Annotated in this window: 20 protein-coding genes, 1 tRNA gene and 1 pseudogene; 11 read left to right on the top strand and 11 right to left on the bottom strand. The window is 72.8% G+C overall.

What is annotated here, in order from left to right; translation table 11 throughout:
- Window positions 1-54: 54 nt before the first annotated feature.
- On the top strand, window positions 55-675 hold the full coding sequence (locus SRB17_RS22140; RefSeq protein ID WP_153541483.1) for a DUF4328 domain-containing protein: 621 nt from the start codon (window positions 55-57) through the stop codon (window positions 673-675).
- A 10-nt stretch (window positions 676-685) separates the two neighbouring features.
- Here SRB17_RS22140 and SRB17_RS22135 read toward each other — a convergent pair whose 3' ends face one another.
- Both SRB17_RS22135 and SRB17_RS22130 read right to left on the bottom strand, forming a co-directional pair.
- Complete coding sequence (locus SRB17_RS22135) at window positions 686-1,528, bottom strand: chitosanase (protein ID WP_323376085.1); 843 nt, start codon at window positions 1,526-1,528, stop codon at window positions 686-688.
- Window positions 1,529-1,681: 153 nt separating this feature from the next.
- On the bottom strand, window positions 1,682-3,226 hold the full coding sequence (locus SRB17_RS22130) for an MFS transporter (protein ID WP_416237075.1): 1,545 nt from the start codon (window positions 3,224-3,226) through the stop codon (window positions 1,682-1,684).
- Window positions 3,227-3,404: 178 nt separating this feature from the next.
- Between SRB17_RS22130 and mgrA the strand changes: the two genes are divergently transcribed.
- The 3 genes from mgrA (at window position 3,405) to SRB17_RS22115 (ending at window position 5,436) form a co-directional block, all read left to right on the top strand.
- A complete protein-coding gene (gene mgrA, locus SRB17_RS22125) occupies window positions 3,405-4,448 on the top strand; it encodes an L-glyceraldehyde 3-phosphate reductase (RefSeq protein WP_153541479.1) in 1,044 nt (347 codons plus the stop codon).
- A gap of 154 nt (window positions 4,449-4,602) precedes the next feature.
- Window positions 4,603-4,782 carry a hypothetical protein gene (locus SRB17_RS22120; protein WP_153541477.1) on the top strand — a complete coding sequence of 60 codons (180 nt, stop codon included), beginning with the start codon at window positions 4,603-4,605 and terminating at the stop codon, window positions 4,780-4,782.
- A 30-nt stretch (window positions 4,783-4,812) separates the two neighbouring features.
- Window positions 4,813-5,436, top strand: a complete 624-nt coding sequence (locus tag SRB17_RS22115; protein ID WP_153541475.1) for a DedA family protein — start codon at window positions 4,813-4,815, stop codon at window positions 5,434-5,436.
- A 19-nt stretch (window positions 5,437-5,455) separates the two neighbouring features.
- Here SRB17_RS22115 and SRB17_RS22110 read toward each other — a convergent pair whose 3' ends face one another.
- The 4 genes from SRB17_RS22110 to SRB17_RS22095 all read right to left on the bottom strand — a co-directional run bounded on the left by SRB17_RS22110 (window position 5,456) and on the right by SRB17_RS22095 (window position 8,529).
- A complete protein-coding gene (locus SRB17_RS22110) occupies window positions 5,456-5,623 on the bottom strand; it encodes a hypothetical protein (RefSeq protein WP_153541473.1) in 168 nt (55 codons plus the stop codon).
- A 27-nt stretch (window positions 5,624-5,650) separates the two neighbouring features.
- Window positions 5,651-5,857 carry a hypothetical protein gene (locus SRB17_RS22105; protein WP_153541471.1) on the bottom strand — a complete coding sequence of 69 codons (207 nt, stop codon included), beginning with the start codon at window positions 5,855-5,857 and terminating at the stop codon, window positions 5,651-5,653.
- Between the two features lie 459 nt (window positions 5,858-6,316).
- Entirely contained in the window at window positions 6,317-7,972 is a 1,656-nt protein-coding gene (locus SRB17_RS22100) for an MFS transporter (RefSeq protein WP_153542343.1), read from the bottom strand.
- A 134-nt stretch (window positions 7,973-8,106) separates the two neighbouring features.
- Window positions 8,107-8,529 (bottom strand): MarR family winged helix-turn-helix transcriptional regulator, encoded by a 423-nt coding sequence (locus SRB17_RS22095; RefSeq protein ID WP_153541469.1) that lies wholly within the window; start codon window positions 8,527-8,529, stop codon window positions 8,107-8,109.
- Window positions 8,530-8,811: 282 nt separating this feature from the next.
- Here SRB17_RS22095 and SRB17_RS22090 point away from each other — a divergent pair, with 282 nt between their 5' ends.
- The 5 genes from SRB17_RS22090 (at window position 8,812) to fdh (ending at window position 17,594) form a co-directional block, all read left to right on the top strand.
- Window positions 8,812-9,258, top strand: coding sequence for an ATP-binding protein (locus SRB17_RS22090; RefSeq protein WP_153541467.1), 447 nt, complete (start codon window positions 8,812-8,814; stop codon window positions 9,256-9,258).
- 655 nt (window positions 9,259-9,913) lie between these two features.
- Window positions 9,914-10,930: a 4Fe-4S dicluster domain-containing protein gene (locus SRB17_RS22085; RefSeq protein ID WP_153542342.1), complete on the top strand. Its 1,017-nt coding sequence runs from the start codon at window positions 9,914-9,916 to the stop codon at window positions 10,928-10,930.
- On the top strand, window positions 10,927-11,940 hold the full coding sequence (nrfD, locus tag SRB17_RS22080) for an NrfD/PsrC family molybdoenzyme membrane anchor subunit (RefSeq protein ID WP_153541465.1): 1,014 nt from the start codon (window positions 10,927-10,929) through the stop codon (window positions 11,938-11,940). Before SRB17_RS22085 ends, nrfD begins: the two co-directional genes overlap by 4 nt.
- A 348-nt stretch (window positions 11,941-12,288) precedes the next feature.
- A complete protein-coding gene (locus tag SRB17_RS22075) occupies window positions 12,289-13,806 on the top strand; it encodes an MFS transporter (protein WP_323376084.1) in 1,518 nt (505 codons plus the stop codon).
- A gap of 527 nt (window positions 13,807-14,333) precedes the next feature.
- On the top strand, window positions 14,334-17,594 hold the full coding sequence (fdh, locus tag SRB17_RS22065) for a formate dehydrogenase (protein ID WP_323376083.1): 3,261 nt from the start codon (window positions 14,334-14,336) through the stop codon (window positions 17,592-17,594).
- 5 nt (window positions 17,595-17,599) lie between these two features.
- Here the strand turns inward: fdh and selD are convergent, their stop codons facing one another.
- Window positions 17,600-18,619, bottom strand: a complete 1,020-nt coding sequence (gene selD, locus SRB17_RS22060; RefSeq protein WP_153541461.1) for a selenide, water dikinase SelD — start codon at window positions 18,617-18,619, stop codon at window positions 17,600-17,602.
- Window positions 18,620-18,655: 36 nt separating this feature from the next.
- Here selD and SRB17_RS22055 point away from each other — a divergent pair.
- Window positions 18,656-18,748 (top strand) — tRNA-Sec (locus tag SRB17_RS22055).
- 83 nt (window positions 18,749-18,831) lie between these two features.
- Here the strand turns inward: SRB17_RS22055 and SRB17_RS22050 are convergent.
- Both SRB17_RS22050 and selA read right to left on the bottom strand, forming a co-directional pair.
- Window positions 18,832-20,526, bottom strand: a pseudogene (locus SRB17_RS22050) (GTP-binding protein); the annotation flags it as partial.
- Window positions 20,526-21,962 (bottom strand): L-seryl-tRNA(Sec) selenium transferase, encoded by a 1,437-nt coding sequence (selA, locus tag SRB17_RS22045; protein ID WP_153541459.1) that lies wholly within the window; start codon window positions 21,960-21,962, stop codon window positions 20,526-20,528. The gene selA and the pseudogene SRB17_RS22050, both read right to left, overlap by 1 nt.
- Before the next feature lie 128 nt (window positions 21,963-22,090).
- Between selA and SRB17_RS22040 the strand changes: the two genes are divergently transcribed.
- Window positions 22,091-22,477 (top strand): hypothetical protein, encoded by a 387-nt coding sequence (locus tag SRB17_RS22040; protein ID WP_228396196.1) that lies wholly within the window; start codon window positions 22,091-22,093, stop codon window positions 22,475-22,477.
- A 51-nt stretch (window positions 22,478-22,528) separates the two neighbouring features.
- Here SRB17_RS22040 and SRB17_RS22035 read toward each other — a convergent pair whose 3' ends face one another.
- Both SRB17_RS22035 and SRB17_RS22030 read right to left on the bottom strand, forming a co-directional pair.
- A complete protein-coding gene (locus SRB17_RS22035) occupies window positions 22,529-23,560 on the bottom strand; it encodes an MASE1 domain-containing protein (protein ID WP_153541457.1) in 1,032 nt (343 codons plus the stop codon).
- Window positions 23,561-24,084: 524 nt separating this feature from the next.
- Entirely contained in the window at window positions 24,085-24,915 is an 831-nt protein-coding gene (locus SRB17_RS22030) for a PP2C family protein-serine/threonine phosphatase (protein WP_153541455.1), read from the bottom strand.
- Between the last annotated feature and the right edge of the window lie 90 nt (window positions 24,916-25,005).

Here is a 25,005-nt window from a genome sequence, read left to right as displayed (position 1 = left end):
TTCGCGCCGTGCTGCCGCCCGGGCAGGACGCCTTTCACAGACAGGTCTTCCACCGTGACCGATTCCGCCGCCAAGGCGCCGTGGTTCCTCGCGCGTTGCGCTCAGTTCGCCGTGGCAGCGGCGGCCGGCGGCGAACTGGTCCGAGCGCTGACGGGCCGTGCTCATCTGCTGCATCCGGCGACGACCACGGCCTCCGATTTCGGGCGGGTGTCGATGATCTTTGTAAACGTGATGACGGCGACGATCGTGCTGTTCCTCCTCTGGTTCGCCCGCTGCCGGCGCAACGCCGAACTGATCTCCCCCGGCAAAGTTCCCGGCTCCACCGCCTGGGCGGTGCTCGCCTGGCTGATCCCGGTGTTCAACCTCTGGGTGCCGCGCGGCCTCGTGCAGGACGTACACCGCGCGAGCGCGCTCGCCGACGCGGACGCGGGCCGCAGCGACCTTCTCGTGAACGTGTGGTGGGCGGCCTGGGTCGGGCACGGGGCGCTGTCCCTGCTGGGCGCGCACCTGGGCGGGGGCACCTCGCTCCCGCTGCTGGTGGCGTCGGAAGTCCTCAGCCTGCTGGCCGGTGTCCTGGTGATCGCCGTGATCCAGCGCATCACGGTGCGGCAGGCCGCCGGGCTCGGCGCGGGGCCTCGGGTGCCCACGCCCGCCGGCCTGCCGCACGCCTTGTGACACCCCCGCGTCAGCCGATGTGGTAACTGTCCCCGTACACCTTCCAGTCGAGCGGGGTGTTCAGGTCGAGGTTGCCCTTGCGTAGGAAGACGCGCTGCTCGGTGTCGACGCGGGTGGTGTCGCTGTGCGCCTCCTCCTGCTTCATGGCCCACACCCGGGCGTCGAGGAATGCGTTGAGGTACGTCGTCTCGTCGCCGCCCTGCGCCGGAGGCTTGGCACTGCGCAGGGCACGCTTGCGGATATTCCGGAAGCTGGTCGGGTCGTCGCCGTCGCCGTGCATGACGATGGCGTCGTAGTAGCAGAACTGGCCGAGGGTGCGCAGGCCGTCTGCCTTGCCCTGGGCGACCGCGGGGTTGAAGTAGACGCGGTCGCGCTCGTCGTTCTGGCACTGCTGGAACACGGTGTCCTGGGCGGCCTTGCGCCAGTCCTTGGGATAGTTGGGGTCGAGGCCGTCGTGGGAGTCGGTGCCGTTGACCTTGCGCAGGGCGGGCAGGTACTTGGCGAGGACGTTGCCGGGCTTGCGGTCGGCGTAGAGCTGGACGAGGTCGAGCATGTCGCCGGTGCCGGAACAGAAGCCGATGATGCCGGCGGTGTAGCCGCGGCCGTCGCCGATGTCCTCGATGTACTTGTACTGGGCCTTCCAGTCGAGCGAGGAGTTCTCCGCGCTCGACACCAGTTCCATGGCGATCTCCTTCTTCGCCGGGTCGTCGAGGCCCCTTGCGGCCGCCGGGGCGGCGGTCGCGCGCTGGGACACGAGCAGGGCTCCGGAGGCGACGCCGGCGCCGAGCAGGGCGACGAGGGTCCGGCGGGATATGTGGGCGGGCGTTGCGGTCTCGCGGTGTGCGTTCACCACAGGCTCCAAGTGGGAGTGGGGGGTGGGAAGTCGGTTCGTGCCATCCGTGGGCCAACATTGGTAGGAAAGTTTCCTATCAAACACGGGCCAGCTCGGTAACCAGGCTCGCGAGAAGTTCGTACGATCGAACGAGGAGTGGACCGAGGGCACGCCTCAGGTGCGCCGCGCCCCGCCCCGCCGTTGCACGAAGCCGTACAACTCCCGTGACACGGTGATCAGTTCGCGCTGCTCCTCCCGCGAACCGACCATCGGCCGCGAACCCTTGAGCGGCACCTGGGCGGTCTCGGGCAGGAACTTCACCGTCAGCAGGCCGATGACCCCGGCCAGCATCAGGTAGTAGGCCGGCATCAGGTCGTCGCCGGTGGCCGTGACCAGCGCGGCGGTCACCAGCGGGGTGGTGCCGCCGAACGCGGAGACGGCGAAGTTGAAGCCGATGCCCATCGCCGCGTACCGGACGGCGGTCGGGAACAGGGCGGGCAGCGTGGCCGCGCTCGGTGCGGCGAAGCAGGCCAGCAGAGTGGCCAGCAGCAGGACACCGAGGACCGGTGGCCAGGTGCCGTGCGCCTTGATCAGGAGGAAGGCGGGCACGGCCAGCACGATCATCGCGGCGGCGGCCACGGCGTAGACCGGCCGTCGGCCGACGTGGTCGCTGAGCCGGCCGATGAAGGTGATCAGCACGACGATCCACAGCATGCCGACGAGCACCAGGACGTCCGCGGAGCCGCTGGAGCGGTTGAGGACCTCGGTCTGATAGGTCGGCAGATACCCGGTGACCATGTAGTTGGTGACGTTGTACAGCAGCACCAGACCGACGCAGACGAGCAGTTCCCCCCAGTGGGCGCGGATGATGTCCTTGAACTCGCTGCGCGCCGATTCCTGTGCCAGGGCCTTCTCGTGTTCGTCCAGCTGCTGCTGGAAGGCCGGGGACTCCTCCAGCTTGAGCCGCATGTAGAGGCCGATCACGCCGAGCGGTCCGGCGATCAGGAACGGGACGCGCCAGCCCCAGGACAGCATCTGGCCGTCCGTCAGGGCCAGGTTGAGCACGGTGACCAGGGCCGAGCCGAGGGCGTAGCCGACGAAGGTGCCGAAGTCGAGCCAGCTGGCGAGGAAACCGCGCCTGCGGTCCGGCGAGTACTCGGCGACGAAGGTGGTCGCGCCGCCGTACTCCCCGCCGGTGGAGAAGCCCTGGACCATACGGGCCAGCAGGAGCAGCACGGGTGCGGCGATGCCGATCGTGCGGTAGCCGGGGATGACACCGATGGCGAAGGTGCCGATCGCCATCATGATCATCGTGGTGGCGAGCACCTTCTGCCGGCCGACGCGGTCGCCGAGCGGTCCGAAGAACAGGCCGCCGAGCGGCCGTACGACGAAGGCGGCGGCGAAGGTCGCGAAGGAGGAGATGACCTGCGCGGCCGGGGAGGCGCCGGGGAAGAACACCTTGCCGATGGTGGCGGCGAGGTAGCTGTAGACACCGAAGTCGAACCACTCCATGCAGTTCCCGAGCGCGGAGGCACCCACGGCGCGCCGGAGCAGCGGCCGCTCGACGACCTGCACATCGTCCTTGTCGAAGGCCCGTCGGTTGCGGCGGAGCCTGCGGGTCAGCTCCTCGCGGACCTGGCGGGGCAGCCGTGCCACGGCCTGTGGCGTCCGCTCGCCGCCCCTGCCCTCCCGCTTCCCCTCGGCACCGGCACCGCTCACGAGCGCCTCCTTCGGTCACCCCACCGGTCACCGCCTGCCCCCATGGCCGATTCAGAAACGGAACCGCTCAATCCCATCCGGTACGCCGGTTGGACGTGAGCGGCGTCCGGGCGGCAGGGTGGACGGGCCCGTCCGCACACGGAGGGGCGACCCTACGGCACCACCCGGAGAAGACCCGATGACCCACGTCGCGGACCCCACACGCTACGACGGCACCATGCGCTACCGGCGCACCGGCCGCTCCGGGCTGGACCTGCCCGTCCTGTCCCTGGGCTACTGGCACAACTTCGGCGACGACCGGCCCTTCGAGACCCAGCGCGAGATCGCCCTGCGCGCCTTCGACCTCGGCATCACGCACCACGACCTGGCCAACAACTACGGCCCGCCGTACGGCGCGGCCGAGCTGAACTTCGGCCGGCTGCTGAAGCGGGACCTCGCGCCGTACCGGGACGAGCTGGTGATCTCCACCAAGGCCGGCTGGGACATGTGGCCCGGCCCCTACGGGCAGGGCGGCGGCTCCCGGAAGTACGTGCTGGCCTCGCTGGACCAGTCGCTGCGCCGGATGGGCGTGGACTACGTGGACATCTTCTACTCCCACCGGCTGGACGCGAGCACGCCGCTGGAGGAGACGATGGGGGCGCTCGACACCGCCGTACGCCAGGGCAAGGCGCTGTACGTCGGCATCTCCTCCTACGACGCCGAGCGCACCCGGCAGGCGGCGGCGATCCTGCGGGAGCTGGGCACCCCGCTGCTGATCCACCAGCCGTCGTACAACATGCTCAACCGCTGGATCGAGACCGACGGCCTGCTGGACGTGGCCGAGGAGGAGGGCTTCGGGGTCATCGGCTTCACGGCCCTCGCCCAGGGCCTGCTGACCGGCCGCTACCTGGAGGGCGTGCCGCAGGACTCGCGGGCGGCGCGCGGCACGTCCTTCGACGCCTCGTGGCTGACGGACGACATGCTGCGGCGACTGCGCGCGCTGAACGACATCGCGGCGCGACGCGGCCAGACTCTGGCGCAGATGTCGCTGGCCTGGGCGCTGCGCGACGAGCGCGTGACCTCGCTCGTCATCGGGGCCTCCCGCACCGAGCAGCTGGAGCAGAACGTCGCCGCGCTGGAGAACCTCCGGTTCGACGCGGAGGAGCTGGCCGAGATCGACAAGTACGCGACGGACGGCGGCGTGGACCTGTGGCGTGAGGCGCGGCTGGGGCAGCTGGGGTGACTGGGGCCGGGCGGCCCGCCGGAGATGCTCTTTGTGAAACGCGTCACAGACATATGGAATAAAGCGGACATAATGAATGTCTAGTGACAGCGTTGTCAGCGCGGACGACAGCGCCTCGTCCTCTCCCGTGACGTTCCAAGGAGCCCCTACCCCCATGGCACACGGAGCCCACCGCAGCACCCTCCTGCCTCCCCGCCCCGATACGAGCCTCGCCCGCGACTGCGAGGTGTGCCTCGGCTGGGGCACCGTCGTCACCCGCGACGGGGACCACGAACTGTGCCATATGTGCCAGGGCGTGCCTGACGACGAGGGCTCCGTCCGCTCCCCCTCATAGTTCGCGCCCCCTGCCCCGTACCGTGGAGGCATGGCCGCCCCTCCACTTCCGGGTCCGCTGGCGCATCTGGCGCCGCTGCTCGGTCACTACGGCTACTGGGCCGTGGGGGCCGTGGTCCTGGTGGAGGACTTCGGAGTGCCCGCGCCCGGCGAGACGATCCTGCTGGCCGCGGGGGTGTACGCCGGCGCGGGGCGGCTGAACGTCGTGGCCGTGGCGATGATCGCGTTCGTCGCGGCCGTCGTCGGGGACAACATCGGCTACGCGATCGGCCGGTTCGGCGGGCGGGCCTTCGTACACCGGTGGGGGCGGTACGTCTTCCTGACGCCCAAGCGGTTCGAGGCGGCCGAGGAGTTCTTCGGCCGGCACGGCGGCAAGATCGTGACGGTGGCCCGGTTCATCGAGGGCCTGCGCCAGGCCAACGGCATCATCGCCGGCACCGCGGGCATGCACTGGCGCCGCTTCCTGGCCTTCAACGCGCTCGGCGCGGCCCTGTGGGTCGGCCTGTGGACGACCGTGGCCTACCTCGTGGGCAGCCACATCACAACGGTCTACGACGAGGTCTCGCGGTACCAGGTTTACGTCCTCGTCACCGCCGCCGTACTGATCGCCGCCTTCGTCGTACGGCACTTCGTACGGCGGCGCCGCGAGGCCTGACCCGACCCGCGCCGGCCGCTCAGCCGCCCCCGGAGGCCTGGGCGTGCAGGTGTTCCAGTGCGTCCTGCAGCACGGTGCGCCGATAGCAGGACCGCCATGCGGCCAGGTCGTGGGCCAGGCTGACCGGATCGGCCTCCTGACCGGGGTGCAGCCATGCGCCGGGCTCGACGCGGTGCAGGGAGATCACTCCCGTTGCAGTCGCCGCCGTCCGTCATCATCGGCACGCCGTGCAGCGCACGGCGGCCCACCGTGAGCGCCGCCGGCCCACCGGGTGGGCGGCCGGACCGGGGTCCGCGGCCACGTCCGCCACGGTCACCGGCCGGCCCACGGCCCGCGCCCGCGCGCACACCGCGGGCGGTCCGAACGCCGGCGCGAGGCAGTCGCGGTAGGAGGCGTCCAGTCCGTGGTGGGCCTCCGGCACAAGCACCTCCTCCTGCACCTTGTCAGGTGGTGACGCTGGGCGATACCGATGCGGCCGAGATCCACCTGACCGGGTCGGACCGCGGCAGTCCGAGGGCGGGCGGCGGGGTGCGCCGGTGACCGGGGAACCACAGCTGTGCTCTCAGCGGCGGCGGCGCGGTCGCCACCGCGAAGGCCACCACCCGCAGCGGCACATTGTTGCGCTGGGAGGCCGCGCGCAGCAGGGCGAAGGCGTCGGCCGGACCGGGCGATCAGCATGCCCTGGGCGATGGCAAGCAGCCCATCCGGTGCGTTGAGGCTGCGCCGTGGCCGGGGCGTGTGACGGTGGTCCGCACCGGTGCCGGCGGCGCACACTGGAGGGGAAGACCGCGGCCCGAGGCCGATGGTCCGCTCCCTCGGTTCGGCAGAGTGCTGGGGGAGCTTCGACGTGTCCGGCCCCCATTTCCACCTGCTACGACGTCTAGGGCGAGGTCCGCGCGGGCCGGGCCTTCGCCGTGTGGTCCGCCCCCGTGTGCCGGGTGTCGTCGTCGGGGCGCTCGTGGCCGCCGCGCAGGGCGGAGGCCAGCGCGGAGACCAGGGCCATGCCCGCGGCCACGCCGAAGACGATGGTCAGACCGTGGTGGAAGGGCCCGGAGACCAGTTCCGGGAAGAAGGTGTGGCCGGTCAGGGTGGTCCTTTGGGCGGTGGTGAGATGGTCCAGGGTGCCGCCGTCGCCGAGCAGATGCCCGATCGGGTTGTTGCCGAGGAAGGTCGCGAACAGGGTGCTGACGGGCGGCAGCGAGGCCACCTCGTGCGCGGTCGAGGCGGGCACGCCGTGCGCCTGGAGTCCGCCGGCGAGTGTCTTCGGCAGGGTGCTCGCGAGACCGGAGACCATCAGCGAGAAGAAGACGCCGATGGACAGGGCCGTGCCGGAGTTCTGGAACGTGGAGCGCATCCCGGAGGCCACACCCCGGTGGCGGGCCGGCACGCTGCCCATGATGGAGGAGGTGTTGGGCGAGGAGAACATGCCCTGGCCGATGCCGTTGAGCAGCAGCAACGCCGCGAAGACGCCGTAGTCGAAATTCACCGGCAGGGCCAGCAGGCCGAGGAAGGACCCGGCGACGACGACCAGTCCGGCGGTGGAGAAGAGGCGGGCGCCGAAACGGTCGGACAGATAGCCGGAGAGCGGCCCGGCGACCAGGAAGCCGAGGGTGAGCGGCAGCATGAAGATGCCCGCCCACAGCGGGGTGTCCTCGAAGTCGTAGCCGTGCAGCGGCAGCCAGATGCCCTGCAGCCAGATGATCAGCATGAACTGCAGTCCACCGCGGGCGATCGCGGTGAGCAGGGCGGCCAGGTTGCCGGCGGCGAACGCCCGCACCCGGAACAGCGACAGCCGGAACATGGGCTCCGCGACGCGCGTCTCCACGAGGCAGAACACCAGCAGCAGGCACACGCCGCCGGTCAGACCCGAGAGCACCCAGGGGTTGGTCCAGCCGGTGGGGTGGCCGCCGTAGGGCTGGATGCCGTAGGTGATGCCGGCGAGGAGGATGCCCGCGCCGGAGGCGAAGGTGAGGTTGCCGAGCCAGTCGATCCGGCCGCGGCCGCCGGCCGAGGTCTCGCGCAGGCTCAGGTACGACCACACGGTGCCGGTGATGCTGACCGGGACGCTCACCCAGAACACCGCCCGCCAGTCGACGGCGGCGAGCAGACCCCCGGCGAGCAGGCCGAGGAACTGCCCGGCGAGCGCGGTGATCTGGTTGATGCCGAGGGCCATGCCGCGCTGCCGGGACGGGAAGGCGTCGGTGAGGATGGCGGCCGAGTTGGCGGTGAGCATGGAGCCGCCGAAGGCCTGCACGATCCGCCACAGGATCAGCCACAGCGCGCCCGCGCCGGCCCGGAACGGGTCGAGGGACAGGGCGACGGAGGCGCAGGCGAAGACCAGGAAGCCCAGGTTGTAGATGCGGACCCGGCCGAACATGTCACCGAGCCGGCCGAGCACGACCACCAGGACGGCCGAGACGAGCAGATAGCCGAGGATCATCCACAGCAGGTAGCCGATGTTGCCGGCCGCGAGTGGGTCGAGGCCGATGCCGCGGAAGATGGCCGGCAGCGAGATGATCACGATGGAGGCGTCCATCGTGGCGATCAGGACACCGAGGGTGGTGTTGGAGAGAGCCACCCACTTGTAGCCGGGGCCCGGGGGCGTGTCCCTGAGGCGGGCCGAACGGGCGAGGAGGCGGCCGCGTATGCCCGCGGCGGGCGCAGGGCCGGTCACAGTCGTTCCGCCAGCCGGTCGAGCAGGGGCAGCACGTCGTACAGGGCCTGCCGTTGCTGCGGGGTGAACTCGTCCAGGGCGTGGGCGAGGCGGCTCACGGATTCGGAGCGGCGCTGCTCCAGCATGGTCCGTCCCTCCTCGGTGATCGAGACGATGGACCGGCGTCCGTCGGCCGTGTCGGGGGTACGGCTCACCAGTCCGCGTTGTTCGAGTCCCGCGAGGGTGCTGGCCATCGCCTGCGGCCGGACGCGTTCGAGTTCGGCGAGCGAGCCGGGCGAGTCCGGACCGGTACGGGCCAGCCAGGCCAGCACCGAGACCCCGGACAGCGTCACGTCGCCGACCGCGTGCGCCTGGCGCAGTCGGCGGACGATCCGGCCCATGGCCAGCCGCAGGGAGGCGGCGAGTGCAACCGTGTCCATGATTACTAACGATAGGTTTATCAGTCTGGACTGTTCAACCAAGAGTGAGTAATCAGGGCTCCCGGCGGGGGGATGCCCGCAATTCCGGGGGCCGCGTTCAGGTACGAGGCCGCGCGGATCACCGCCGGCTTCCGCGACGGTGACCAGGGCCTCGTGGGCAACCGGAGGATTCACGGCGTACGTCCCCTTGACCGGCGGTTCAGGGGGTATCCGTCGCAGGGACGGGACCTTCCCGTCTGCACAGGAAGGGCACCTGGCGCCGCACGAAAAGGGCAACGACGCATGGACATCCCGCTCGGGACACACACGAGGACGCAGGCCCGGCCCACGTCCCTGCGCCACAGTCGCACCTGGGACGACGCCGTGGCCGGCATCGGCGATGCCAGGGACGCCGTCGGCGCCCTGCTCGCGCGAGTGAGACCCGCGCCCCCGCGGCGCTCGGTGCAGGACGCCCGGCTCGTCGTCAGCGAACTCATCACCAACGTGGCCAAACACGCCCCCGGCCCGTGCAGCCTGAGCCTGGAAGTGCTGCCCGACGCCCGTGCCCTGCGGATCACCGTGTCGGACACCTCCACCGACCCGCCCCTGCGGCGCCCTCCCGATCCACGCCGGGTCGGCGGGCACGGGCTGCACCTCGTCGCGATGCTCTCCCGCGCCCTCGAGGTGACTTGGCTGCCCCACGGCAAACGGGTCACCGCCACCGTGCCGCTGACCGCCGAGGAGGCGTGAGCGTCCTGGTGCGCCATGCCACGGCCGGGGAGCACGCCGACCACGAGGGAACCGGCCGCGGCTTCGAGCGTGACGTCACCGGCGCCCGACGGCCCCACGGTCGGCCGAGCGCGTGCGCCCGAACCTCGCCGGATGGCACACCTCACCTCCGCCGCCGCGTCGTAGAGCCCGCCCAGCAGCCGTGGCGCGCCCGCGTCGGGCCGGCGTGGCGACCTCCGGTCCGGGCAACGCCGTAGACGCGCTCCACGGCCCAGGCCCGCCTCTTCGCTCCCGCCCACAGTCCGCGGCACCGCGTGGCCCCGCGCCGGTCCGGCGAACGAACCCGGCCGCCGTTTCGCCCGCGCGGTGCAGGGGCACCCGTGCCACGCTCGAGGGAGAGCACTGAGAGTGAGGGACCCAGCACGGGCGGAAGGCGAGCACGCGGTGGCGGTGTCCGAGGAGCGGCGGTCGGCCCGGGGCAAGACGTTCCCGGAGGGTCAACTGGACGGTCGGTGCCCGTCGTGGGCAGCTCCCGGGTCCCTTCCGCACGGCTCTGTTCGTGCTGCCGTCCCGCGAGGAGGCCTGGCGCGGGTTCCACCGGCACCGGCACCGCAACGCCCTGAGCCGCTGGTACTTCGGCAACAGCGTGGGACGTCATGAGCGAGGAGGTACGGCGATGAGGGACGGCGACGAGGTCCGCGGACATCTGTGGTACGGCCCGCAGCCGGACGTGGCCGGCGACTCCGGATACCCGGACGCCCCGCCGAGGATGGGCTTCTTCACCGACACCTCGGTGTGCATCGGCTGCAAGGCCTGCGAGGTGGCGTGCAAGGAGTGGAACGCCGTTCCCGAGGACGGTCTGGTCCTGACCGGCATGTCGTACGACAACACCCAGAGCCTGGGCGCCGACACCTGGCGGCACGTGGCCTTCATCGAGCAGCGGGGGCCGTTCGGCCGGCAGGAGCCCGGGGTCGCGCACGAGGACGTCGACGTGTTCGCCGCCGCGGCCCGCCTCGGCACCGATGCCTCCTCCCCCGGCCCGGGAGCCACCGCACCCCCGCCGGGGCGGGCACCCGAGGGCGCGCCGACCGGGCGGATCTCCCCCCTCTCCCCCGACGGCCGCACCGAGCTGCGCTGGCTGATGTCCTCCGACGTGTGCAAGCACTGCACGCACGCCGCTTGTCTGGACGTGTGCCCCACCGGCGCGTTGTTCCGCACCGAGTTCGGCACGGTGGTCGTCCAGGAGGACATCTGCAACGGCTGCGGGTACTGCGTGCCCGCCTGCCCCTACGGGGTCATCGACCAGCGCAAGGACGACGGCCGGGTGTGGAAGTGCACGCTCTGCTACGACCGGCTCGGCGCGGGCATGGAGCCCGCCTGCGCCAAGTCCTGCCCCACGGACTCCATCCAGTTCGGCCCGCTGGAGGAGCTGCGGGAGCGGGCCCGGGACCGGGTGGCGCAGCTGCACGCGGCCGGCGTGACCGACGCACGGCTGTACGGCGAGAGCCCGGACGACGGGGTCGGCGGCGACGGCGCGTTCTTCCTCCTGCTGGACGAGCCGGAGGTCTACGGCCTCCCGCCCGACCCGGTGGTCACCACCCGGGACCTGCCCGCCATGTGGCGGCACGCGGCGCTGGCCGCCGGCTCGCTGGTGGCCCTGGCCGTGGGCAGCTTCGCGAGGAGACCGCGATGAGCGAATCGGACGTCACCCGGGACGGCGGACAGGGCGCGCGGCCCGACAGGGAGGCGACCACGGGAGCCGGCGGGGGACGCCGCCGGCGGCGGCGCGGGCGGGGCGAGCAGCCGGTGGTCCCGGAGGCGGCGTTCTCGTCGTACTACGGCAAACCCGTGCTGAAGAAGCCGACGTGGAAGCCCCTCGACATCGCCGGTTACCTGTATCTCGGCGGTCTGGCCGGGGCGTCCTCGCTGCTCGCGGCCGGGGGCCAGGCCACCGGACGGCCGGGGCTCGCGGCTCCCGCGAAGCTCGGGGCCGCCGGGGCCATCTCCCTGTCGCTGGCCGCGCTCGTCCATGACCTGGGCAGGCCGGCCCGGTTCCTGAACATGCTGCGCGTCCTGAAGCCCACGTCGCCCATGAGCGTGGGCTCGTGGCTGCTGGCCGGGTACGCCCCGCTGACGCTGACCGCCGCGGCGACCCAGGTGGCGGGCCGGTACCGGCTGCTGGGCTCGGCCGCCACCGCGGCGTCCGCCGTCCTCGGCCCGGCCGTGGCCACGTACACGGCGGTGCTGCTTTCGGACACGGCGGTGCCGTCCTGGCACGAGGGCTACCGCGAGCTGCCGTTCGTCTTCGCGGGCTCCGCCGCCACCGCGGCCTCCGGCCTGGCCCTGGCCGCCGCACCGACCGCCCAGGCGGGGCCCGCCCGTCGGCTGGCCGTGCTCGGGGCCGCCCTCGAACTGGGCGCGTTCCGGGCGATGAAGCGGCGCATGGGCCTGACCGCGGAGCCCTTCGAAGAGGGCAGGCCGCAGCTGCTGCTGCGCGCGGCGGAGGTTCTGACGGCGGGCGGTGCGGCCCTCGCCGTGGTGTGCGGGCGGGACCGGCGCCTGGCCCTGACGGCCGGAGCCGCGCTGCTCACCGGCTCGGCGGCCCTGCGCTTCGGCGTGTTCCACGCCGGGGTGGCCTCCGCCGAGGACCCGAAATACACCGTCGTACCCCAGCGGGAGCGGCTGGAGAGGCGTGCGCGCTGACACGGTGATGTCGCTGCGGCGCGGCTTCGGGTGACGTCGTCTCCCGACCGCGCGGAACAGCACCCGGTGCCGCCTCACCGCCGCGGGGTCCACCCACTCGTCGTGGCCGGTCGCCGCCAAGGGTGTTCCTTCCGCCGTACGTCTCACCAGACACACCGCCCGCGCAGATCTCGCGGCCTCGGACAGAAGCAGTCGAGGGGCTACGCAGGGTCACGGTCGACCCTTTTCGGGGAGTTTACGGGGGCGGCAGGCGACAGGCTCACCGACGGCACGGACTCGGTGTGTGTGCCGGTGCCCCGGGCGGGGAACTTCGTCCATCCGGGTGGGCACCCGGTGAGAGGAGCCCAAGTGACAGCGTCGGCGTCGCCGGCGGGCGACCGGCAACCGGGCGCTCAGGAGGCCGGATACGAGCCGGATCCGCAGCGGTGGCGGGCCCTGTGGGCCACCCTGGTGGCCGGCTTCATGAGCCTGCTCGACGTGACGATCGTGGCGGTCGCCCTGCCCACGATCCAGCGCGATCTGCACGCCTCCCCCGCGCAGGTGCAGTGGGTGGTGTCCGGCTACGCGCTCACCTTCGCCCTCGCCCTCGTCACCGCCGGCCGCCTCGGCGACGCCCTGGACCGGCGCCGCATCTTCCTGCTGGCCCTCAGCGGTTTCGTGGTCTTCAGCGCGGCCTGCGGTGCGGCCCCCGACATCACGCTGCTGGTGGTGGCCCGGCTCGCCCAGGGACTGGCGGCGGGTTTCATGGCCCCGCAGAACTCCGCGCTCATCCAGCAGATGTTCCGCGGTGCCGAACGCGGCCGGGCCTTCGGCTTCTTCGGCGCCACCGTCGGCGTATCGGCCGCGACCGGACCCGTCGCCGGCGGCGTCATCCTCGCCCTGGCCTCCGGCGCCCAGGGCTGGCGGTGGATCTTCTACGTCAACGTCCCCATCGGCATCCTGGCCGTCCTGCTCGGCCGCCGCCTGCTGCCCCGCACCCGCCCCTCCGGACGGGGACGCGTGGACCTGCCCGGCGTGCTGCTGCTCGGCCTCGGCGTCCTCGCGCTGATGTACCCGCTGGTCCAGGCGGACTCCGGTGGCATCGGACGTGTGTGGTGGCTGTTCGTCGTCGGCGTCGCGATCCTCGCCGTCTTCGCCGGGTGGCAGCGCCGCCTCGTCACACGGGGTGCCCAGCCGCTGCTCGACCCGCGCCTGTTCAGCACCGTGCGCGGGTACGCCGTCGGCGCCGGAGTCGGCACCTTGTACTTCATCGGGTTCAGCGGTGTGTGGCTGGTCTTCGCGCTCTTCTACCAGCACGGTCTGGGCTTTTCCCCGCTGCGGTCCGGCCTCGCCGTGACTCCCTTCGCCCTGGGCTCGGCCGGCGCGGCCGTGGTCGCCGGCCGGCTGGTGGACCGCTTCGGCCGCCTGCTCACCGTGTGCGGCCTGACGGGCGTGATCGTCGGCCTGGGCGGCACCGCGCTGCTGCTCCGCTTCGTGCCCGTCGGCATGGCGCCCTGGGTCGCCGCCCCGGTGCTGTTCCTCGGGGGTGTCGGCAGCGGCTGCGTGGTCTCCCCCAACATCACCATGACGCTGCGGGACGTGCCCGTGCGCATGGCGGGTGCGGCGGGCGGTGCCCTGCAGACCGGTCAGCGACTGGGGGCCGCGGTCGGCACCGCCGCCCTGCCCGGCTTCTTCTACCTGGTGCTCGGCAGGAGTCACGACTACCGCGGCGCCGTCGTCACCGCCCTGGGCGCCGCCCTCGTCGGCATGGTGGCGTCACTCGCGCTCGCGACGTCCGACTGGCGACGCGACCGGCATATGCGCCGACCGCACCGGAAGTGCTCGGACGAGGTCGCCAACAACCCCATGCACGCTCGGCAGACTTGACGGGGGCGACCCCGCCGGACTGGCCGGGACCGGCAGGACGGCAAGGACCGGCAGGACGGCAAGGACGGCAAGGACGGCAAGGACGGCAAGGACGGCAAGGACAGGGGTAGGACGGGCCAGTACAGCCGGGGCAGCCAGGGCCGGGGCAGGACGGGTCAAGACAGCCGGGACAGCCAGAAACGCCTAGCCCGCCGGAACCGCCGGGACCCTGGACACCGGAGATGGGCCACGCGGCCTTCCTTGCCAGGTCGCGGCCGACACATTGGGCCCCTGTCACCGTGGCCCTCACCGAGCCCGCAACGCCCCACAGGCGTGGCAGCGCGCAGTCGTGGGCGGCCGGCTCGTCAGCCGGCGCGGTGACCGCAGGGGCTGCCCGGTCCGGCCTCCTCCCGGCGGTGCTCCCCGCCGGGTCCGTTTGGCCCCGACCCGCCGGGGTACTCCGCCGCGCACCGGCACGAGAGATGCCGGGTCCACGCACATGCGGGAAGATCGAGGGAGCGACGGGGGACCGAGCGGGAGGAGTGGCCGTGGGCGTACGCACCTGGATCGACTCCTGGCCGGTCTACCGCCAGCTGACGGGCACCGATCCACTGGGCCGGGGCGCCGCGGCGAAGAGCGGGCACAGCGAGCGGCTTCAGCCCCGGGTGGCCACGGCCGACCGGGTGGTGAAGTCCGTCTGCCCGTACTGCGCGGTGGGCTGCGGCCAGAACGTGTACGTCCAGGACGGGAAGGTCACCCAGATCGAGGGCGACCCCGACTCCCCGATCTCGCGCGGCCGGCTGTGCCCCAAGGGCGCGGCGAGCCTGCAGCTGACCACCGGGGACGCCCGCGAGCACCAGGTCCTCCACCGGCGCCCGCACGGCACCGAGTGGGAGCGCCTCGACCTCGGCACCGCGATGGACATGATCGCCGACCGGGTGATCGAGGCGCGCCGGGCGGGCTGGCAGTGGGAGGTCGACGAGACCCGCACCCGGCGCACCCTCGGCATCGCGAGCCTCGGCGGGGCCACGCTGGACAACGAAGAGAACTACCTGATCAAGAAGTTGTTCACGGCGCTCGGAGCGATCCAGATCGAGAACCAGGCGCGCGTTTGACACTCCTCCACCGTTCCCGGTCTGGGAACCTCGTTCGGACGCGGCGGCGCGACCACCTTCCAGCAGGACCTGCAGAACGCGGACTGCATCGTCATCGAGGGCTCGAACATGGCCGAGTGCCATCCGGTCGGGTTCCAGTGGGTGATGGAGGCCAAGGCACGGGGCGCGAAGGTGATCCACGTCGATCCGCGGTTCACCCGCACCAGCGCGCTGGCCGACGTGCACGTGCCGCTGCGCGCGGGCACGGACATCGCCTTCCTCGGCGGGATCGTCAACTACGTGCTGCAGCACGAGAAGTACTTCCGCGACTACATCGTGGCCTACAGCAACGCCCCGGTGATCGTCCGGGAGGACTTCGGTGACACCGAGGACCTGGCGGGTGTGTTCTCCGGCCTGGACGCCAGGAACCGCTCCTACGACAACGGCAGTTGGCAGTACGAGGGCACCGAGGTCCAGGCGGCCTCCGGGGAGCGTGACCAGGAGTACGAGGAGCGCACCCGGGGCGGGAGTTCGGTGACCGAGGCCGCTCGCGGCGAGGCGCACGGGTCCGGCGGCGCGGTGATCGGCGAGGGCGAGCCCGAGCGTGACGAGACGCTGACCCATCCGCGCTGTGTCTTCCAGGTGCTCAAGCGGCACTATGCCCGCTACACGCCAGAGATGGTCGAGGAGGTCTGCGGGGTGCCGCAGGATCTTTTCCGGCGGGTGTGCGAGCTGGTCACGGAGAACTCCGGCCGCGACCGGACGACGGCGTTCGCGTACGCGGTCGGCTGGACGCAGCACACGGTCGGCGTGCAGTACATCCGGGCGGCCTGTGTCCTGCAGACCCTGCTCGGCAACATCGGCCGGCCGGGCGGCGGCATCCTGGCCCTGCGCGGACACGCCTCCATCCAGGGCTCGACGGACATCCCGACCCTGTTCAACCTGCTGCCGGGCTACATCCCGATGCCGCACGCCCACCAGGACCAGGACCTGGACGCCTTCGTGCAGGCCGAGGCGGCCCACAAGGGCTACTGGGGCAACATGCGCTCGTACCTGGTGAGTCTGCTCAAGGCCTACTGGGGTGACGCGGCCAGGGCCGACAACGACTTCTGCTTCGACTACCTGCCCCGGCTGACCGGCAGCCACTCGGCGTACGAGACGACGATGGCCCAGCTGGAGGGCACCTGCAGGGGCTACTTCCTGTACGGCGAGAACCCGGCGGTGGGCAACGCCAACTCCAAGCTGATGCGGCTCGGCATGGCCAACCTGGACTGGCTGGTCGTCCGCGACTTCTCGCTCATCGAGTCGGCGACCTGGTGGCAGAACGGGCCCGAGATCGAGACCGGTGAGCTGCGCACCGAGGACATCCGCACCGAGGTGTTCTTCCTGCCGGCCGCCGCGCACACCGAGAAGGACGGCAGCTTCACCAACACCCAGCGGCTGCTGCAGTGGCACCACCAGGCGGTCGAGCCGCCCGGCGAGTCGCGCAGCGACCTGTGGTTCACCTACCACCTGGGGCGGATCATCCGGGAGAAGCTCGCCGGGTCCACCGAGGACATGGACCGGCCCGTGCTCGACCTGGCCTGGGACTATCCGACGAGGGGCCGACACGCCGAACCGGACGCGGAGGCCGTCCTCGCCGAGATCAACGGCCACGACGCCGAGGGCAACCCGCTGTCCTCCTACGAGGAGCTGAAGCCGGACGGCTCGACGTCCTGCGGCTGCTGGATCTACTGCGGTGTCCGCGCCGACGGCGTCAACCAGGCCGCGCGCCGCAGGCCCGGCCGGGAGCAGGACTGGGTGGCCGCCGAGTGGGCGTGGGCCTGGCCCGCCAACCGGCGGATCCTCTACAACCGCGCCTCCGCCGACCCGCGGGGCAGGCCCTGGAGCGAGCGCAAGGCGCTGGTGTGGTGGGACCCGGAGAAGGGCGAGTGGTCCGGGCACGACGTGCCCGACTTCAAGAAGGACAAGTCGCCCGATCACGAGCCGCCGAAGGACGCGACCGGCCCGGAGGCGCTGTCCGGCACGGACCCGTTCATCATGCAGGCCGACGGCAAGGCCTGGCTGTACGTGCCGTCCGGACTCACCGACGGCCCGCTGCCGGCCCACTACGAGCCGCAGGACTCGCCGTTCCCGAACCTCCTGTACGACCAGCAGCGCAACCCTGTACGGCAGTTGATGCCGTCGCTGTCCGACAACCGCTACCAGCCGAGCGGTGACGAGCCCGGCTCCGAGGTGTTTCCGTACGTGGCCACCACCTACCGGCTCACCGAGCACCACACGGCGGGCGGCATGTCCCGCTGGCAGCCGTATCTGGCCGAGCTGCAGCCGGAGTTCTTCTGCGAGGTCTCCCCGGAACTGGCGGCCGAGCGGGGCCTGACACACACGGGGTGGGCGACGATCGTCAGCGCCCGCGCGGTGATCGAGGCGCGGGTGCTGGTGACGGACCGGATGGAGCCGCTGACGGTGCACGGCCGCAGGCTGCACCAAGTGGGGCTGCCGTACCACTGGGGTCCCAACGGCTACAGCACCGGGGACGCGGCCAACGAACTGCTGCATCTGTCGCTGGACCCGAACGTCCACATCCAGGAGTCGAAGGCGTTCGCCGTGGACATCCGCCCGGGCCGGCGGCCCCGGGGTCCGGCGTCGGTGGAATTCGTGCGGGCCTACCGGGCCCGGGCGGGCATCGACGAGCACACCGGAACGGAGCCGTAGCCGCCCTACCGGAGGACGATCGAGTGGCCTCCGAGGGGCACCAGCTCCCCCACCACCGGCGCCCCGGGCACCTCACCGGCGACCAGCAGACCGCCGGAGGTCTGTGCGTCGGCCAGCAGCAGCCGGGTGTCGGCGTCGGTGTCCCCGAAGTCGGTGTGCGGGGCGACCCATTCGAGGTTGCGCCGGGTGCCGCCGCTGACATACCCGTCCCGTACGGCCTCCCGGGCCCCGTCCAGGTACGCGACGGCGGCGGTGTCGACCACGGCGGTCACGCCGGAGGCCCGTGCCAGCTTGTGCAGATGGCCGAGGAAGCCGAACCCGGTGACGTCGGTGGCACATCCGGCCCCGGCGGCGAGGGCGGCCTCGGCGGCGTCCCGGTTGAGCGCCGTCATGGTGGCGACGGCCTGCTCGAACCGCTCACCGGTGACCTTGTGCCGGTTGTTCAGCACGCCCACGCCGAGCGGCTTGGTCAGGCAGAGCGGCTGCCCGGGCCGGCCGGCGTCGTTGCGCAGCAGCCGCTCGGGGTCCGCGAGGCCGGTGACGGCCATGCCGTACTTGGGTTCCGGGTCGTCGACGCTGTGCCCGCCGCCGACATGGCAGCCGGCCTCGGTGGCGATGTCCAGGCCACCGCGCAGCACCTCGCGGGCCAGGTCGAAGGGGAGCCGGTCGCGCGGCCAGGCCAGCAGGTTCACGGCCAGCACCGGCCGGCCGCCCATGGCGTACACGTCGGACAGCGCGTTGGCGGCGGCGATGCGTCCCCAGTCGTACGGGTCGTCCACGACCGGGGTGAAGAAGTCGGCGGTACAGACGACCGCGGTTCCCCGGTGGGTGATCACGGCGGCGTCGTCGCCGGTGGAGAGCCCGACGAGCAGCGGCGTGTCACCCCCGGCGAGCCGGGGCACGGTGAGCCCGGCGACCACCTCCTCCAGCTCTCCGGGCGGGATCTTGCAGGCGCAGCCGCCGCCGTGCGCGTACTGGGTGAGCCGGACGGGCGCCGGATGGATCCGGGGGGATGTCGATGTCATGGCGGCGGTCTCCCGGGCAGTAGCCTGACGAGCGGTGGAGGCGTGTGGGTGCCTGGTGGCCCTCCCGGTCTTCAAAACCGAGGGGCTCGAGGATCTCGGGCCGGCGGGTTCGATTCCCGTCCGTCTCCGTTCACCGCGTCCGTGCGGCAGCGCCGGCGCTGGTCGTCGACGCGCTCGGTGTGTCCCCGGGCGTCCAGGAACTCCAGCAGCGGTACGGCGACCCGCCGGGTGGTGTCCAGCGCGCGCCGGGCCTCCTGAACCGTGAACGGCTGGGGCAGAGTGCGCAGCACAGCGACGGCCTCGGTGTCCGCGCCGGGCAGCAGCACGATTCCGTCGGCGATCCGCAGCAGCGCACCGGCGGTGACGGCGGCGGCCAACGCCCTGCGGTCCAGGCCGAGTTCGGCGAGCCGGCCGGCCTCGGGCGCGCGGAACGGTCTACGGGCGAGGTCCTCGCGTACGGCGTCCACGGCGGCGCGGACGGGCGGGGGCAGGGCGGGGCGGTGGTCGCCGGCGGAGTACAACCGCCCTTGTCCGCTTCGGAGTCGGGGCGTGGCCTCGGCCAGGGCGTCGACGAGGGCCCGGTCGGGCAGGCCGAGCAGCCGACGCGCCGCCTCTGCGGGCAGGCCCGGCTCCAGCGGGTGTTCCCTCGCATACCGCTCGACCTCGCCGGCCAGCCGGTCCTTGAGGGCGGTCCAGTACGGGTCGTCCACCAGCCAGTCCCCCACCACCGGTTCGGCGGGGGCCGGGACGCCCATCGCCAGCAGGTCGGTGCGCCGGATCAGTCCGCGGCGGCGCAGTTCGGCGGCGCCGTCGGGGCGGCCGGTCAGGGCGGCGAGTTCGGCAGCGCGGGCCCGGCCCGCGCCGCGCCGGGTCAGCCGGGGCGGTCGTACGTCGAGGACGGTGAGCCCGCAGGGCGTGCGGCTGCCGCCGGGCTCGCGCAGCACAGCGCGGTCGCCGACCCGCAGCGGCAGGCCCCGGGCGAGGGTGAGCCGGGCGGTGTCCTCGCCGAGCGGGCGGACGGTGACGGGCACGGCGGCCGTGCCGATGTGCAGGGTGACCGAGCGGGGCAGGTCACTGGTCGGCTCACCGGTGACCCGTACGTCGAGTACCTCGCTGCTCAGCCAGCGGTCCGGGGTCAGCAGCACCTGTCCCCGGCGCAGTCCGTCGGCGCCCCGGCCGTGCAGGTTGACCGCCACGCGGGCCACCCCGCTCACCGCCGTCCGCTCCTCGTGCAGGGTCTGCAGCCCGCGCACCCTGAGCACGGCCGAACCGTCCCCGGTCACCAGCCGGTCGCCGACGCGCAGGGTGCCCGCGCCGAGGGTGCCGGTCACCACGGTGCCGTGTCCGCGCACGGTGAAGGCACGGTCGAGCCACAGCCGAACGTCGGCGTCGGGATCCGGGTCAATCAACTCACCTGCCAGTCGGGCGAGTTCGCCACGCAGCTCGTCCAGTCCGGCGCCGGTGACCGCGCTCACGGCGACCGCGGAAACCTTGCCCAGTGACGTCCGGGCCAGTCGTTCGACGGCGTCGATGCGCACCGCTTCGGGGTCGGCGAGGTCGCTGCGGGTCACCGCGAGGACGGCGTGCCGGACGCCGAGCGCGTCGAGGACGGCCAGGTGCTCCTCGGACTGGGGCTGCCAGCCCTGGTCGGCGGCGACCACGAACAGCACGGCGGGCACCGGCCCGACACCGGCCAGCATGGTCGGCACGAAGCGTTCGTGTCCGGGCACGTCGACGAAGGCGAGGTGGTCCCCGTCCGCAGCGAGGCGCGTCCACACGAAGCCGAGGTCCAGGGTCAGTCCCCGGCGGCGCTCCTCCTCGTAGCGGTCGGGCTCCATGCCGGTGAGGGCCCGGACCAGGGCGGACTTGCCGTGGTCGACATGGCCGGCGGTGGCGAGGACCCGCATCACGTCCGCCGCTGTCCGGCCGGCCGGGCGGAGCGCACCACATCGGCCAGTCGTGCGTCGTCCTGCTCGGGCACCGCGCGCAGATCCAGCAGGCAGCGGCCCGCCTCCAGCCGTCCGACGACGGGGACGGGGCCGGTGCGCAGCGCGGCGGCGTACGGCTCGGGCAGGGAGAGTGCCGCGCTGGGCAGGGTGACTCCGGGGGCGCCTCCGCCGCCGACGGTGGCGGCGGAGTCGACGGCCCGTACGTCGATGCCGTCGGCGGCGAGTTCGCCCGCGAGCCGGTCGGCGCGGGCGCGCAGGCCGGCCGGGCCGGCGGTGAGGGCGAGGGCGGTCGGGGTGGGCGGGCCGTTGAGGGTGGCCTCCAGGGCGGCCAGGGTCAGCTTGTCGACGCGCAGCGCACGGGCCAGCGGGTGCCGGGCGAGGGCCCGGACCAGGTCCTTCGCGCCCAGCAGCAGCCCGCACTGGGGGCCGCCGAGGAGTTTGTCGCCGCTCGCGGTGACGAGGGCGGCGCCCGCGCGGAGTTCGGTGTCGGCGTCGGGTTCCCCGGGCAGCGCCGGATGCGGGGCGAGCAGTCCGGAGCCGATGTCGACGACGACCGGGACGCCGAGACCGGTGAGTTCCGCGGTCTCCGCGGACCGGGTGAAGCCGGTGATACGGAAGTTGGACGGATGCACCTTGAGCACGAACCCGGCGTCCGGGCCGATCGCGGCGGTGTAGTCGGCTGCGGTCGTGCGGTTGGTCGTGCCGACCTCGCGGAGCCGGGCGCCGGTCGAGACGAGCAGGTCGGGCAGCCGGAAGCCGTCGCCGATCTCCACCATCTCGCCCCGGCTGACGACGATCTCCTTGCCGGCCGCGAGGGCGGTGGCGGCGAGCACGAGAGCGGCGGCGCCGTTGTTGACGACGTGCGCGGCCCCCGCGGACGGCACGCGCGCGTGCAGGGCGGCGAGAGCGGAGCGGCCGCGGCGGGCCCGTACCCCGGTCGCCAGGTCCAGCTCGACGTCCGTGGGCCCGGCGGCCTCCTGGACGGCCTGTCGGGCGGCGGCCGACAGCGGGGCCCGTCCGAGATTGGTGTGCAGCAGTACTCCGGTGGCGTTGATCACGGGGCGCAGCCCGCTCGCGGTTCCGGGCAGCAGGGCCACGGCCTCGTCCGGCACCTGCTCGGGCGGGATGGCGCCCTCCCGGGCCCGTTCCTGCGCCGCGCGTACTGCGGCCTTCACCGCACCGGCACCGAGCCGGTCCACCGCCGCCGACAACCGGGGGTCGCGCAGCAGGCGGTCGGTGCGCGGGATGCGGCGTCGGGCGTCGGTGCCCTCGGGGGACCGTACGGTGTGGTCCGGTGGCCGTACGGCCGTGTCGTCGCGCCGTTCCGAGCTGGTGGAACGGGGCCTGGACGGTCCGCCGCGCCGGTCCGCCGCGCTCGCCGTCCGCTGTTCCATGCCGCGCCTGTCCCTCCGGTCCGGCCCGGCCCCTCCGGGCTCCGCCCATCGTCCCCCAGTGCCCCGGACCGGCTGTTCGACACGCCGGGGATGTTGGCGTCGGCCATCGCCCGGGTACTCGGCGCCGCATGAAGGACAAGGACCGCATGCAGGACAACGGCCGTTCGCACGGTGAGGACCCCGGCCGACAGGGTGAGGCGACGGCCGCCGAGCGGGCCGCACGCCGGCAGCGCGAGGCGGAGCGCGAGCGTGCCTCCGCCCAGCCGTTCGAGTACCCGTACCCGGAACGCCGGGCCGGGGTCAGGGCGCGGCGCCGTGTGAGCGAGGCCGAGGCCGCCGCCGACATGCCGCCGGGCATCCCGGGCGGCTACGGCACGACCGGCGGCGGTCAGCCCGGCGCCACCGGCGCCCACCCACCCACTCCCACTCCCACTCCCCGGGACGTCCGGTCACGCAAGGGCTCCGCGGAACCCGGCAGCGACGACGAGGGACCGGTGAACCGCTCCGGCCGGTGACTCGGGACCGGGGCTGGACTCGGGACCGGGGCTGGACTCGGGACCGGGGTGTCACGGGGGCGCGGTCGGCCAAGGCGGTTCGTCAGCGCCGTCGGCACCCCCGGTGTCCGGCTGTGCCCGGGGCCGTGGGGTCTCGCCGGCGGTGAGGTGTTCCAGGACCTCGACCAGTTCCTGACAGGCCTTCTCCACCGAGCTCCGGGTGTTGCGCTGCTCGGTGATCAGGGCGGACAGCAGGAGCGCGGTCAGCGCCATGGTGCCGTTGAAGGCCTGGAGCTTCGCCATCACCTCGATCCGGCTCAGCCCCGCGAAGCCCCCGGCACCGTCCGTTGCCGCGACCGTGGCCAGTACGGACATCAGCAGGGCGCACAGCACGCCGCCCACGAGCTGGAACCGCAGGGCGGCCCAGATGAGGAGCGGGTAGACGAGGAAGAGCATGCTGACCGAGCTGTAGACGGCCACGGGCACGACGGCGCAGGTGACGACGGCCAGCGCGGTCGCCTCCTGCCAGCGGCCCAGGGGCGGCGGCCAGCGCGCGCGATGCAGCAACAGCAGCAGCGGGGTGATCAGCAGCACGCCCATGGCGTCGCCCACCCACCAGGCCAGCCAGACGGGCCAGAAGCTGTGCGCGTCCAGCCTGTCCATGAGGACGAGGAGGCCGACGCCGACGGTCGTGCTGATCAGCGTGGCGGTCAGCGCGCCCAGGAACACCAGGGCGATGCCGTCCCGCAGCCGGCCGAGGTCAGTGTGGAAGCGGGCCCGGCGCAGCAGGAGTACCGCGCAGACCGGTGCGAGGGTCTGGCCGGCGAGGGTGCCGAGCACGTCGAGGCGGAAGGTGGTCAGGGACAGCACGGCGAAGAAGGCACCGATCGTGATGCCGGGCCAGCAGCCGAGGCCGAGGATCAGCAGCGCGGCGACGGCGACGCCGGTCGGCGGCCAGATGGGGGTGACGACGGCGCCCTCGACGGAGAGTTCGCGCAGGAGGCCGAGCCGGGCCGCGGCGTAGTAGCAGGCCGCGACGGCCAGCACCTGAGCGGCGTAGCCGCCCGGCCGGCGTAGATCGTCGATACCCACCACAGCAGCCATCTCACACCGATGGCCCCGGGTCGGCGAGGCGAGAGCCGGTGCGGTCAGGCCCTATGGCTGAATCTCGGGACGCCGGCGTGACCGGCGGCGCCGGCCGGCGCCGGCTCCAGGCACCCCGAACCCCCACCGCGCTCGGCCGCACTGGTCACGAGTGGTCACCGGGGCCGTCCCACGGGTGCTTCGACCCGTCTCACGGCTGGGTCCGGGGACGTCCCACGGGTGGATCCGGGGCCGTCCCACGGGTGGATCCGGAGCCGTCCCATGGGTGGATCCGGGCCGTCTCACGGACGGGTGGGGTCCGGGCCGTCTCACGGACGGCTGGGGTCCGGGCCGTCTCACGGACGGGTGGAGTCCGGGGCCGTCCCACGGACGGGTGGAGTCCGGGGCCGTCCCATGAGTGTTCCGGGCCGTCTGACGGGTGGGTCCGAACCGTCCCATGGGTGGGTCCGGGCCGTCCCATGGGTGGGTCCGGGCCGTCCCATGGGTGGGTCCGGGCCGTCTCACGGAGTCGTACCGGGCCCGTCTCACGCGTGGTTTCCGAGGTCGTCCAGGCCCACGACGAGGACGGCCGCGTCGTCCTCGTGGCCGACGCTCTCGGCGCCCTTGATCACGGCGGCGGCCAGGGCGTGCACCGCCAGACCGGCGACGGCGGCGATGCCGGCGAGGCGGACCACCTGATCCAGGCCGTCCTCGATGTTCAGCGAGGGGCCCTCCACCACCCCGTCGGTGAGCAGCACGAACACACCGCCCGTGGTGAGCCGGTGCCTGCTCACCGGGTAGTCCATGCCCTTCTCGATGCCGAGCGGCGGCCCGCCCTCGTCGCCGGCGACACCGGACTTGCCGTCCGCCGTGGCCCACACGAACGGGATGTGGCCGGCGCGTGCGCTCTCCAGCACTCCGCTGGCCGGGTCGAGGCGCATGAAGGTGCAGGTGGCGAAGAGGTCGCCGCCCAGCGACAGCAGCAGGTCGTTGGTACGGGCGAGGAGTTCGCCCGGCTCGCCGGTCACGGAGGCGAGGGCGCGGAGCCCGGCCCGCACCTGGCCCATGAACGCGGCGGCCTCGATGTTGTGCCCCTGGACGTCGCCGATGGCCAGCCCGATCCGGCCGTCGGGGAGGACGAACGCGTCGTACCAGTCGCCGCCGACGTTCAGACCGAGGTTGGCCGGCGTGTAGCGGACGGCGAGGTGCAGGCCCGGTGCGGCGGGCAGGTCACGGGGCAGCATGCCGCGCTGCAGGGCGATGGCCAGCTCGACCTGGGTGCGCTGCAGCTCCGCGCGCTCCCGTGCCTGGGCGGTGAGCGAGCCGAGTCGGGCCAGCAGCTCATCGCCGTCGTCCGTGGAGCTCTTGCGGGGCATCGATCACTTCCGGCGGGGCGGTGGCCGGCGACGACCAGCCGCCTGAACTTTCAGCAAACGCCTAGATTTTACCTATATCGGATGATCTGG

Source organism: Streptomyces sp. RB17 (assembly GCF_009604455.1).
GTDB lineage: Bacteria > Actinomycetota > Actinomycetes > Streptomycetales > Streptomycetaceae > Streptomyces.
Note: the sequence above shows the minus strand (reverse complement) of the source record. Positions and strands in the feature narration are given on the sequence as shown.

Bases quoted from the DNA above. Each gene is read 5' to 3' on its own strand.
- mgrA (WP_153541479.1), top strand. From the start codon at position 3,405: ATGACCCACGTCGCGGACCCCACACGCTACGACGGCACCATGCGCTAC.
- SRB17_RS22120 (WP_153541477.1), top strand. From the start codon at position 4,603: ATGGCACACGGAGCCCACCGCAGCACCCTCCTGCCTCCCCGCCCCGAT.
- SRB17_RS22115 (WP_153541475.1), top strand. From the start codon at position 4,813: ATGGCCGCCCCTCCACTTCCGGGTCCGCTGGCGCATCTGGCGCCGCTG.
- SRB17_RS22100 (WP_153542343.1), bottom strand. From the start codon at position 7,972: ATGGACGCCTCCATCGTGATCATCTCGCTGCCGGCCATCTTCCGCGGC.
- SRB17_RS22095 (WP_153541469.1), bottom strand. From the start codon at position 8,529: ATGGACACGGTTGCACTCGCCGCCTCCCTGCGGCTGGCCATGGGCCGG.
- SRB17_RS22090 (WP_153541467.1), top strand. From the start codon at position 8,812: ATGGACATCCCGCTCGGGACACACACGAGGACGCAGGCCCGGCCCACG.
- SRB17_RS22085 (WP_153542342.1), top strand. From the start codon at position 9,914: ATGAGGGACGGCGACGAGGTCCGCGGACATCTGTGGTACGGCCCGCAG.
- nrfD (WP_153541465.1), top strand. From the start codon at position 10,927: ATGAGCGAATCGGACGTCACCCGGGACGGCGGACAGGGCGCGCGGCCC.
- selD (WP_153541461.1), bottom strand. From the start codon at position 18,619: ATGACATCGACATCCCCCCGGATCCATCCGGCGCCCGTCCGGCTCACC.
- selA (WP_153541459.1), bottom strand. From the start codon at position 21,962: ATGGAACAGCGGACGGCGAGCGCGGCGGACCGGCGCGGCGGACCGTCC.
- SRB17_RS22040 (WP_228396196.1), top strand. From the start codon at position 22,091: ATGAAGGACAAGGACCGCATGCAGGACAACGGCCGTTCGCACGGTGAG.
- SRB17_RS22035 (WP_153541457.1), bottom strand. From the start codon at position 23,560: ATGGCTGCTGTGGTGGGTATCGACGATCTACGCCGGCCGGGCGGCTAC.
- SRB17_RS22030 (WP_153541455.1), bottom strand. From the start codon at position 24,915: ATGCCCCGCAAGAGCTCCACGGACGACGGCGATGAGCTGCTGGCCCGA.